This window comes from Vibrio sp. QJM3NY_39 (genome assembly GCF_057785895.1).
The window spans coordinates 1779829-1791566 of the sequence record NZ_CM173506.1 but is presented as its reverse complement, the minus strand read 5'-3'; the positions used below and the strand labels follow the sequence as shown (position 1 = coordinate 1791566).

The following is an 11738-nucleotide window of genomic DNA, read 5'->3' as shown; positions in this document are numbered from 1 at the left end:
GGCTTTTTTATGGTTCATCGCGGCTTTCCGGGGAAAGCCGCTTTTATCTTCAAGAAGAAGTAGTCTGTATCTCGATACCCATACCCCATTCGCTTGATTAACTTTATCTTGTTGTTTATCCCTTCAAGTGTGCAGGTGTTCAACGGATAACTTGCCGATGCGATAATGCCGTGAAGATAAGGACTCAGTTTTCGTGCGAACTCTTTCAATGGCTTAATTCCACTCTCTTGCACTTGTTCCCACCACGTGTCCCAGAGCCCCTTCGCGTGCCCTTCGGATTCACAATACCAAAGCTCTTTGAGTTGGGCTCCGAGTATATAAGTGGTCATTAAGTCCTTATTGATATTCAATATTTCAGTAAGATAGCTATCTTGACGTGTATTTAAGTTGCCTCTATTTTTCAGCAGTACCCACCGTGAGCGCTTCACCCATTGCCTCGCTTTTTTATCTTGCTTGAGTTTGTTGGCTTGGTCGACTCTGACTCTATCCATCACCTCGCGACCGAACTTAGCAACAACATGGAATAAGTCGTAAACGATTTTTGCGTTCGGGCAGTGCGCTTGAACTTCAAGGTCAAAAGCCGTATTCATGTCCATCGCTACTGCTTCGATATTTACCCCATTCTCGCCTAGCTGCTCGAAGAACGGCCGTATGTCCTTGCGGCTGCGGCCTAATCCAACCCAAATGACTTGATGAGTCTTCGCATCAGCGATGACGGTGGCATATCGATGCCCTTTAAAGATGGCGAACTCATCCATCACGAGCTGCTTTAGCTCACCCCATTTCACTGGCGGCACCACTTGTCGAAGTCGGCGTTTATCTATTTCTTTAATGGTGTGCCAATGAACGCCCGTAATTTGGGATATATGCTTAATGGGAAGCAGGGGTAGCAGTTGTTCTATATAGCTTTTTAGGCGCTTTGTTATACGAGCATAAGGCTCTAACCAAGAGAGAGATTCTGTTTTTATGCCGCAGTCACGACACTTAATCCTTCGAGTTTGAACGGAAAGTTCAACAGGCACACCGAGCAACATGGCATCCTTTACGTGACGCCATTGATACTCATGGATAGCCTCGGCCTCAAGACCACAAAGGCATTTAGCCTCAGAGCTAGGTTTAAGAGTCAGGGTAATAAGTGATGCAGTCTGGAGAGACTTTACTATTTGAAAGCCTTCCCAGAATGAAGATAGGAAAGTATGATTCGGCATAGAAACGGTAGTTTGTGTATGATTTTTGTTTGGCGACTAAACCATATCACTTACTACCGTTTTTGTTTTTAGTTCCCGCTAATCCGCGATGAACCTTTTTTATTGCTTGTTGTTCTAAATAATATTGTTTGTTTCGCTAAATAAACTTGAGAATAGATAAAAATGTCCTTAATTATTAGACGAGTTAGTTAGAAAGGAGGGACGACATGTATCGTTATGTCAGTTCACCGCAAGCGTCGAAGTACATCGTGCCACCACCTCAACATCGTGAGTTGTCGAGTGTGGATGTGCCTGAGTCCGAATTAGAGATGCGAGAAATATTGAATAATTGGTTTGCTGATGGTTTAGCACCCATTATTGAAAGTGAAGATGACTACATCTCTGCGAGCGATCACGTTCGATTTGAAAAGCTCAGCGGCACCGTTGGGATGCTGTTGAGAAACAAAGATTATTATTTTGCGGCCAAACGGATTCTATCTGTGTGGGAACAAGATTGCCTTGAAACCACTTACATCAATTATCTCATTTTACGCAGTGAGCGAGTCACTTCTTTAAGGTAAGTTAATGCTGTGGCATTTGCCAATAGCGATTAGCCATTTAGGGTTCGTGTGCTTACGATCTTTTTGTTTTTCTACCGAATTAGGTAAACAAAACAGGCAAACAAAAAGGGCAAGCTTTGAGGCTCACCCTTAAGGTTCTTTCTTTAATTAACGTTGTTTCTCAATTAACGATGCTTTTGTCTAACGTTATTGTTCTTTCCTGTCGTTATAACTTATCAGTAGGGTTGAGACTTACACCCAACCATCAAATTTGAGTCGTTTTTGAATTCTCTCGACTGCTTCTTTCTGCATTTGTCTAACACGCTCATTAGAAACATTCACATCTTGCATTTGTCCCACCTCAGACAGTGTTTTCACCTTGTTATCAAAGAAACCAAAACGGTGAATGAGAACCTTCTGTAATTTGGGTGGCAGTGTGTTTATGATTTGCTCTAGAGCTTGGGTAAAAGACTGATCTTCACAATCTTTTTGCGGGTCAGGGATATACTCACTTTCACACTGTTCAAGTACTATCGGTGCGTGGCTGATACCAACCGTTGTTGTCACGTCAATAAACCCACTTAACGCCACCAGTTGATCGACGCGTTCGGCCTTAACACCAGAGCTGTCTGACAACTCTGAAATAGAAATCTCTTTACTCATTTTTTTACTTACATCGAGCTTCTTGGACGCGAGGCTATTTATTTCTTTGCATACGTGGGCGGGCAATCGGACAGTACGACCTTTGTTCATCAATGCTGCTTCAATATTCTCTCGAATCCACCATACGGCGTAAGTCGAAAAGCGATAACCGGGTTCGGGGTCGTATTTATCTATTGCTTTGATTAAGCCGATGTTACCTTCCTCGATCAGGTCGAGCAGCGTGAAGTTGTTACCTTTACGTTTTAGGTAACTCTTTGCGATTTTTACAACAAGTCGCAGGTTTGATTCGATCATGATGTCACGTGCTTGCTTGTCACCCGCGCGATTCAATTTTGCGTAATACACCTCATCTTCACGCGACAGCAAATCAATCCCCACAATATCCTTTAGATAGTGAGCATAAGGTTCTGCAGTGGTAGAAAATGATTCTTTAGTGGGTGTGTCATCCGTGAGCCCCTGAAACGCAGCAAAACTGTCATTGTTCATTTCCTTGTCCTTTTTTAGCCGACTGAACGTTTTATTTTTTTATTTTATTTTATTATTATGCCACCAAGTGATTAACGCTTGGTTTCATTAGAGTGTAGATAACAGTTTCTTCTTTACCAATAAATAAAATGCAATTTCGTATACTTACGTCACAAAAAGATCTACAAGTATTTAACCATTTTACATCTCATCGAACGTGTCGGTTTTTCATGGGAAACATGAACATGCATAGCTTATAAAGTATGTATTATGCATTGGCGCATGTAGATAAATCGAGTGAATTTATAGGAGCGGGCGGCTATATAATTGATAGGGAAAATGAGGAGAACGTGGCAAGAGTCGAGGTTCCATGTTGCCAAAGTACCTCAGCTCTTTAACCTGTTCAGCTGACATTGTTTGCTGCGTAAAACTATAAAACTATAAAACTATTAGTGGAGACTAAAAGCTGTTACGGAATACTAAAAGTTATTACTAAAAGCTCATTGAATTGACTAATAAGTGCTGAGCACCTCATCGATTTGTTTGTTGATGATCTTCATTTCGCTGTAGATAACAGAAAGATCATCATCTTGAGGTGCAAGCTTATTAAGTGTGTTTTGCTCGACTCTTTCTAAGGCCACGGTGGCGGTTTCTTCGCCGAAGCTGGCTAATATGCCTTTTAATGTGTGCACGGTAAAATGAAGCTTGCCCCAATCCTGTTGCTGTACCAGTTCTTGTATCTCTTCTAATGAATTGCCATGGTCTTCTTGATACACAGACAACACGGCGAAAATCACTTCTTTGTCATTATCTAAGTAGGCATTTAGGGCATCAAAATCTAGCATATAGACTCCTGTCGGCTGTATGTTGAAAATGGGCTGGGCGGCTTAGTAGAAAAACCAGATCTTAATGAATCACTGAGCCATTGGCTCCATCTTGGTGGAAGCTCTAGCTGTGCGAGCTGTTTCAAGTATTCGTGTCTAAGGTTTTCTTCTATATGAGCTTTATGGACTGCATATATATAGTCAAGTTTCGCAGCAATTGAATATGGGTAATTGTGAATGTAGTCCTTTAGTTCTTGGATGGAATCGGAATTTTCGATATTTACACAAGTAGAAGGGTCTACATCTTTTGATTCGAGTTGATGGTTTATTGTCTCCCCTCGAGCTTTTAGGCACTCTGCAACTAAGTGGTACAGGGAGTACTCGCCAAAGTGAGTTAAAAGAGGTAGCAATTGAAGCAATAAGTGAGTGGGTTGGTTGTAAAAGTTATTTGCTAACAGTGTCGAGGCTCGAATCACTTTCTTGTGAGCAACTTGAGGGCTGTTCTCAATGAGTAAAATATTACTTTGAAATAGGGCAAGGCTGGCCAGAACTTGTTGCTGTTGTTTTACCGGAAGTTTGAGATTTACCAACTCTGTGAATTGATTAGCATGTTCCAGCAGAATACGTTTGTACTTTAATTGTGTCTCACGTTGGTAGGTCGCCTTTAGTGAACTGAAGTGAGCGTCAATGGAATGAATAATATCAATGTCGGCAGACGATATATGCGTCGCGTACATCTCACCAAGCTTGATAAGCATAAGGGTGTTGTCGACGTTTTCTGCCAAGTCGATTGCTCTTATCGCACGGTGACTGATGCTAGGCGTCATTTCAAACGCTCTTATGGCCAGTTTAAGTGCGGGCAGTAACATATTATGTTTTTCATAAATGCAGCTTAAACAATCAATAACGTTTAATGACAACGGTTGAGCAATCAGGTAATTGTGGAGCTTTTTTATGGCTAGGTTCGGTTTACCCAAGCTGTCTAGAATTAATGCCTCTGCGACTAATTTGGTCGGGTGCATATTCGTGTTTGAGTTGTTGATTGTGCTTGAAAGCAAATCCCATTCTTTGCCTCCAATTAAGTGCTCAATCAACGTCGCTTCAAACTGAACGCTATTGCCATTAGGGGAGATCGCTAACGCTTGTGTCAATCGTTCCAGATTAGTGATCGGATATAAGTCATTCAGTTGGGTGAGTTTCTTCGAAACGGACACAGCACTTTGAATCTTCTTGCCTAAAGATTGAGTATTGATCGGTTTAGAAACAAAGTGATGTGCTTCGCCAGAAAGGGCCGTCAATACTGTTTCCTGACGCATATCCCCAGAAACAAGAATCGTGGCGACTGTATGATCGATGAGCCTGTTTCGATAGAGGATCCCCAAAAGCTCAAACCCCGTGAAGGATTGCTCTAAGTGGTAGTCAATGAGGAGTACATGAAATGAGTGCGTCTCGACCGCCTTGATGGCTTGTCGATAATCGGTCGCAATAAAGATGCAATCATGTGAAATGCCCAAGCTCGAGAGTTGCTGCTTAATGAGTATTGTTGCGCTCTTAGAGTCGTCGACAATCAAAACCCGCAGGTCTGTTGGTAAGGTCAAATCCATTTTCCTCAATACCAAATGTTATGTTTAATTTAGGTGTCAGGTTGCACATTGTCAAGGTGTCTATATCACATACAAACACTCAATAAACTATTGGTAATTAAAGAGTATTCGATAACATTTATGAAAGCCTTAAAACGCAGGTTACGTTTACCTTATTTTTGTGGGGTTATCCGTGTTTTAGAAATAAAAAAGAGGTAAGCCGATAAGCTTACCTCTCTGTTTTCTTACTAAAAAACTAGCGCTAATCACGCATGTTCAAAATCAATACTGCCGCTAGAGCCAAGAACGCCGTCATCATTAAGAACACATCGTTGTAAGCCATGATGGCAGCGTCACGTTGCATTGTACCAAGTAAGCTTGCTTGTGCTTGTTGCATCGCCGTTGCGGCATCACTTCCTGACTGAATGAAAAACGCTTGTTGTTGCTGAAGCGTCTGCCAACCAAGTTGACTCACAGAAGGTAACGACTCCTTGATGTGTGCCAAGTGCTCACGGGTTTTGTTATCCAATAGCGTAGCGATAATCGCGATGCTGAAAGCGCCCCCTAAGTTTCGCATCACGTTGGTTAACGTTGATGCGTCTGGCGTGTCTATTTTGCTGATGTTTTTCATGGCAACCAAAGACAACGGAACCATAATAAATGGGCTACCAATAGCACGCAGAACCATAGATAAAATCAGCTGTTGCCCACCAAAATCGATTGTCATGTGTGTATTTACGTAACAACTGAAACCGAACATCGCGAAGCCAAAGGTAACCAAGTACTTAGGCTTAATTATCTGTGTTAGTTTGGGCACAATTGGAAATATCAGAAGCTGTGGGAAACCCATCCACATTAGCACTTCACCAATTTCCATCGCGTTATATTGCTGAATTTGAGTGAGATACATCGGCAGCACATAGATAGAGCCAAGCAACGCCATCCCCAAAATCAAATAGGCGACACAAGACATAGCAAACTGCCCATCCCGCAATAGCCGCAGGTTAACCAATGGCTTTTTGTGTTGGAGTTCGTTTATCACGAAGTAAACCAAACTCACCGCCGACACGATACTCAAGCCAATAATAAAGCTCGAACTGAACCACTCTTCACGGTTACCTTCTTCTAGTACCACTTCCAAACAACCTAGCCCTAACGCCATGGTGGCAATACCAAACCAGTCCGCTTTTTTCAGCGTCCCAAGGTCGAGCTTTTCGTCATCCAAGCCATATCGGATCATGGTGATCACAAGCAAAGCAGGCGGAATATTGATGTAGAAAATATAGTGCCATGAAAAGTTCTCCGTCAGCCAACCACCAAATGTTGGGCCGATCGATGGAGCAAAGGTCGCGGTTACGCCAAACAGTGCCATACCCACAGCCCGTTTGTTAACAGGCAATAACTGAATCACTAACGAGAAAGCAAGCGGGATTAAAGCGCCACCACTGAAGCCTTGCATCGCTCGGAATACGATCATCGAGGTCATATTCCAAGAGAACGAACACAGCAAAGATGAAATGGTGAAAATGGCCGTCGTCCACGTGATATAACGGCGTTTACCGAGCGCTTTAGAAAGCCAACCACTGAGTGGAATAGCAATCATCTCTGCGACTAGATAAGACGTAGAGATCCACGAACTTTCATCCAAGGTGGCAGACAGCGCACCTTGAATGTCTTTGAGAGACGAGTTGGTGATCTGAATATCCAAGATCGCCATAAACGCGCCAATCAAACCGCCAAATAGGGCGATCCAATGGCGTCTAGAAACCACTCCATCATCATTAGTGTGGGTGACAACACCAGCGTTACTCATGATCTAGCCTCGTTTATCGATGGTCGCTACCACAGATAAACCAGGAAGCAGTCTACCTTTCAATTCTTGCTGATCTGGAATGGTAATTTTCACCGGTACACGTTGAACGATTTTAGTAAAGTTACCGGTCGCGTTTTCTGGTGGCAGTAGTGCAAACTTGGCGCCAGTCGCAGGAGAGAAACTGTCTACCACGCCTTCAAGTGGTTGTCCCTGGAAGGCATCTAATTCAACTTCTACGGATTGACCTTTATGAATGCCGCTTAACTGTGTCTCTTTGAAATTAGCTTCGATCCACACTTGGTTGTTTGGTACCAAACTCATAAGTGGCGCGCCGGCTTGAATCAACAGACCTTCTCGCACGCTGCGTTTGCCAATTACACCATCTGCTGGCGCGTAAACTTTGGTGTAATCAAGGTTAAGTTGTGCTTGATCTCTTTGTGCTTGAGCTTCAGTCACGGATGCGTTTGCTTGTTCGATTTCACTCGCAATCACGATTAGCTGATCATTACTTGCGACGAGGTTTGCTTTTGCTTCTTCAAGTTCTGCTTGGGTGACTTTTTGTTGTGCGACCATGCTGTCGACTTCATCTTGCGAAGCATAGTTGCGCTTTAATAAGCTGCGAGAACGCACGACTTGTTGGATTGCACGCTCGTATTCAGCTTGTGCGGAATCAACACGGCTCTCGGCTTGATTTATTTGGCTACGTTGTAACGTTTGTTGAGCGATAAGGTTGTGTACGCTTGATTGAACGACGCTTAAATGCGCATTCGCCTGAGCAAGTGCAGATTGGTAATCACGATCATCAATTTGAACCAACAAGTCACCTTGTTTAACCGATTGGTTATCACTCACGTAAGACTTAACAATATAGCCAGACACCTTCGGGCTTATATTAGTGATGTCGCCTTGTAGGTAGGCATTGTCGGTAGATTCAAAGTATTGGCCATAGCCGTACCAATATCCGGCACCAGCAAGACCTAATGACAGCATGATCGCAGTAGCAATAAGCGGGGCTTTTTTACGTTTTTTTGTGCTTACTGATTGCGAAGCGTTGTTGTTCTCTGTCATTTTTTATTTCTCATTTTGTTTTTATTTAGATGTAACGAATTGTAAATGAATTCGATTGATTGATAAGATAGGAAAAAAGGGAAACACTGTTGCATTAATCTTACTAATAGGGCTTTGGGAGAAGTACGATGGACTTAAATGCTGTGACTGTTTTTACACAAGTTGTTGATTGTGGGAGTTTCACGCACGCAGCTGAAGCATTGAATATGACCAAGTCGACCGTCAGCCGAAAGCTTGACGAGCTCGAGCAGCACCTAGGTGTGAGGTTGTTCACTCGTTCGACACGAAGTTTAGTTTTAACGCCAGAGGGTGAGCGCTTTTATCAGTCGAGTATGCAGATGCAAGAGATCATGAACCAAGCTGAGTTAGAGGTTTCTGCCAATCAGGATTTGATCCGAGGGCAGTTGAATGTTGTGTTGCCTGTCGAATTGGGACATCAAGTATTAGCCACATACATCCACAGTTTCCTAAAAGAGCACCCAAACGTGACTTTGAACTTAGAACTGTCGAATCGAGAAGTCGACATCATTGCGGAGGGGATCGATCTTTACGCACAAATTGGTGAGTTAGTGGACTCGAGCTTGGTTTCTCGCTACCTCACAACATCGAAGCGTGTATTGGTAGCCAGCCCTGAGTATTTAGAACAGTTTGGTGAAATCTCTTCACCCGATGACCTTAAGCCGCCATTCAGAATGATTGAGGTCGTCAACAAGGCGGCACGTCTACCTAAGTGGCATTTGCAATTAGAAGGCGGTGAGTCGATTTTGATCAATCTGCCGTGTCAGTTACGGGTGAATACCATCACGGCATGCTTAACAGCGTGTGTGGATGGGCTTGGCTTAGCAGTGCTGCCTGAATTTATTTGTCGGGAACATTTCAAGACAGGTAAGCTGATTCGTTTGTTACCTGAATATGAGATGCCAGAAGTTTCAGTAAGCCTAGTGTATGCAGACAGGCAGCTGATGCCGAAACGTAAAAAGGTCTTTATCGACTATCTACTGACTGCCTTTCAAGATAGGAAGCAAAAGTAACGGGAAAACCTTAGCGGGTAAATAAGTGCTTAGGCTTCCTATTATTCGTTTTTGTCTCAACTGTATCGAAGCTAATGATAAGTTGACTGCCAATCGACGACTTGTCCATTCGCCAATATAGCTTTGACCGACAGGGCCGCAATATCAACGTTATCGTGACGAAAGGTCTTGTTGGAGAAGTTGGCAATGATCTTACTCCCGTCACTGAACTCGGTTTGTTGAACATCTCCGTTCTTATCTAACCAGTCGAAATCGACCAACTGTTTATCCCATAACTGTTCGTGCATCGGTTCAAAGCCATCTTGATAGCGTTTGAGTGCTTTGATCCTTGGACTTGAACTTGATAAAGCTTCATCTCTGGTCAAGTGAACCATCGGTGGTGTGTTGTACAGCATCGCGGTTAAGTCACGTTCTGCTTGTACATTAGTGAACTTAAGGCTGTCTGAGTGCCAATGGTGCGTATTGATTACTTCATCATGGAAAACGGCTTGGTATAACGGAATTCGATATTGTGGCGAAAACAGTAGCGACTTGTAGGGCTCTTTAACCTCGGCGGGTTTAAAGAAGAAGTCAGGCTTGTGGTCTGGGTACCAACGACCTAAGTAATAGGGAGATCGGCGGTTCTCTTTCATGTCTTTATCTGTCCAACCAAAACCAACCGTTTCTAAGCCGTGTGCAAACACGATGCCTTTTGTTGTTAGGCTGTTGCCGTCTTCAGAGCCTAATACTAACGATGGTTGCTCGCTTAGCCACTGCATTCGGTTGTTGAAGCCTGAAAGCATATCCGATTCGTTAGTATTGCCATTGCTGTAACTATGACTCTTGCTATGACTGTCTATAGAGCCGCTGTAATCTTCACGTGCCATGGCGGTTGCATCAACATCTAAGAACAAGCTGTTGAAGTTGCCGAATTTCATAATGTCTTGAGCGCGCTGCTTTACGTCATCTAAATGGCAATTCGGATTGAGGTAGAATCCGTTACCTCGAAACCCTTTTTTTAAGCTGCCATCCGCTAGTTCAATGGCACAACTCTCACGCATCGGCTCTGGTAATTGAGCGGTTAGCCAGCTGTCGTTCAGCTTCGCAGGAATGGCTGTGTTGTAGGAATCGTAGGTGCCGACCAGATATCCGGACTGTTTTGCCAGACCCACAGCGTTAGGTTGATAGAATGCTGGCATCCAATTATCGAATCCGAGCCAAAGTTTGTTTAAGCCTGCCTTATTTAGATTGGCAACCATGCCTGAAGACAACGCTTGTCCCCAAGTGTCTGACGAGTTTAGGTAGGGGGAGGCGTGTTCAACCAACCAATTTTTCTTATTCTGCGCTGCCACGTATTGAGCTTTGATCGTGTTGTTTTCGAGTGTCGGAGTACCGACTGGAAGTAACTTCTGCAACGATTGGCTAATAGAATCTAACAATAACTGTTTGTGGTACTGACTGAACCAATCTTTGCCCTTTGAGAGTGATGAAAGCTCTCTTTTTGCTTCCTTGGATACGTTGAGTTTAGAGCCCTTTAGATACCAAGCTTTCAATCCCCACCAGTCACTCACATCTTGGACGCTTAATGGATCTTTACCAAACAAATAAACGTGGCTCGCGCCGATCAACTTGCTCACATCTGGATTGCGCTTTTGCTTTGCTACAAGTGTTTCAGACTGGTCATTATTGATGCGCCAATCTCTGTATTGTTTGGCACCATCTAACCACGAGTCTCCGAGGGTGATACGAACAATAAAAGGCTGTGACTGATTGAGCATCGTAAATTGGTGTGATGCCTTCATATCAATTTTGGTCTTTGTATTTGAGGATGCATTAGAAGATGCATCTGAAAAGAGCAGTTGATTGTTGGTTGCATTAATCATCTGATAGCTAATGAAGTGGTCGCTCTGTTGTGCTGTCCAAAAAGGCATCTTCAGGTCTTGAGTGGTGTTGCTTCCAGAATGGTTGTCGACTAGGTAACTACCCCAAAGCTTGTTATTTGTAGGTACACGCATGCCTTCGCTAAAAGGAAGAAATAGGGTCTGAGTTTGTTGTTCTGCAAGATCAAACCACGCCAACTCTACGGGCTGGTTACGTTTCACCTGTATATTTGAAGGGAAGCTGAACTGAAACGTGAGTTGATCTTGATTTAGTTCTGCCTCAATGTTTATCCCACTAGGTACTAAGGTCCAAGTTGCAGTCTTTGCTGAGTTAGTTTTATTGGAAAGACCAATGACTAGATTGGTCGCTTTCTGTGGTTGGCTATCAACGGTGAGAGCGCCGCTGTTAACGCTTAAGCCGTTCCAATCTATCTCTAAAGTATTCGATGAAATAGAGACGGTATTGTTGGTAGCACTGTTAGCGTTGTCGCGAATACTGCTGCCGCTAATGCTATTTCCGCTAACGCTGCTGGTGCTAATACTGGTTAGCGTTATTTGGCTCGCTTGTGCATTGGATGAAAACAGACAAGCTGTTGTTAAAGCTACAATGGCACAAGTAGAAAGATTGAGTGGGTGACGTACGCTGAGCATATCTAGATTCCGTAAAGGGTAAGTACGGTTATTA

Annotated in this window: 9 protein-coding genes; 2 read left to right on the top strand and 7 right to left on the bottom strand. The window is 43.4% G+C overall.

Annotated elements, in window-relative coordinates:
- Window positions 1-14 precede the first annotated feature (14 nt).
- On the bottom strand, window positions 15-1208 hold the full coding sequence (locus tag AC3CHU_RS23820) for an ISL3 family transposase (RefSeq protein ID WP_488524348.1): 1194 nt from the start codon (window positions 1206-1208) through the stop codon (window positions 15-17).
- Window positions 1209-1414: 206 nt separating this feature from the next.
- Between AC3CHU_RS23820 and AC3CHU_RS23815 the strand changes: the two genes are divergently transcribed.
- Complete coding sequence (locus AC3CHU_RS23815; protein ID WP_017079131.1) at window positions 1415-1768, top strand: hypothetical protein; 354 nt, start codon at window positions 1415-1417, stop codon at window positions 1766-1768.
- Between the two features lie 231 nt (window positions 1769-1999).
- Here the strand turns inward: AC3CHU_RS23815 and AC3CHU_RS23810 are convergent, their stop codons facing one another.
- The 5 genes from AC3CHU_RS23810 to AC3CHU_RS23790 all read right to left on the bottom strand — a co-directional run bounded on the left by AC3CHU_RS23810 (window position 2000) and on the right by AC3CHU_RS23790 (window position 8163).
- Entirely contained in the window at window positions 2000-2896 is an 897-nt protein-coding gene (locus AC3CHU_RS23810) for a sigma-70 family RNA polymerase sigma factor (RefSeq protein WP_114635415.1), read from the bottom strand.
- Window positions 2897-3387: 491 nt separating this feature from the next.
- On the bottom strand, window positions 3388-3720 hold the full coding sequence (locus AC3CHU_RS23805; RefSeq protein WP_017079133.1) for an Hpt domain-containing protein: 333 nt from the start codon (window positions 3718-3720) through the stop codon (window positions 3388-3390).
- Window positions 3714-5303, bottom strand: a complete 1590-nt coding sequence (locus tag AC3CHU_RS23800) for a response regulator (protein ID WP_488525846.1) — start codon at window positions 5301-5303, stop codon at window positions 3714-3716. The genes AC3CHU_RS23805 and AC3CHU_RS23800 overlap by 7 nt, the downstream gene beginning before the upstream one ends.
- Window positions 5304-5544: 241 nt before the next feature.
- The gene (locus AC3CHU_RS23795) at window positions 5545-7095 is read right to left on the bottom strand and encodes a DHA2 family efflux MFS transporter permease subunit (protein ID WP_488525845.1); all 1551 of its coding nucleotides are present in this window, start codon (window positions 7093-7095) and stop codon (window positions 5545-5547) included.
- A gap of 3 nt (window positions 7096-7098) precedes the next feature.
- On the bottom strand, window positions 7099-8163 hold the full coding sequence (locus AC3CHU_RS23790) for an HlyD family secretion protein (protein WP_488525844.1): 1065 nt from the start codon (window positions 8161-8163) through the stop codon (window positions 7099-7101).
- A 128-nt stretch (window positions 8164-8291) separates the two neighbouring features.
- Between AC3CHU_RS23790 and AC3CHU_RS23785 the strand changes: the two genes are divergently transcribed.
- Window positions 8292-9194, top strand: a complete 903-nt coding sequence (locus tag AC3CHU_RS23785) for a LysR family transcriptional regulator (RefSeq protein ID WP_488525843.1) — start codon at window positions 8292-8294, stop codon at window positions 9192-9194.
- Window positions 9195-9265: 71 nt separating this feature from the next.
- Here AC3CHU_RS23785 and AC3CHU_RS23780 read toward each other — a convergent pair whose 3' ends face one another.
- Window positions 9266-11704, bottom strand: coding sequence for a glycoside hydrolase (locus AC3CHU_RS23780; RefSeq protein ID WP_488525842.1), 2439 nt, complete (start codon window positions 11702-11704; stop codon window positions 9266-9268).
- Between the last annotated feature and the right edge of the window lie 34 nt (window positions 11705-11738).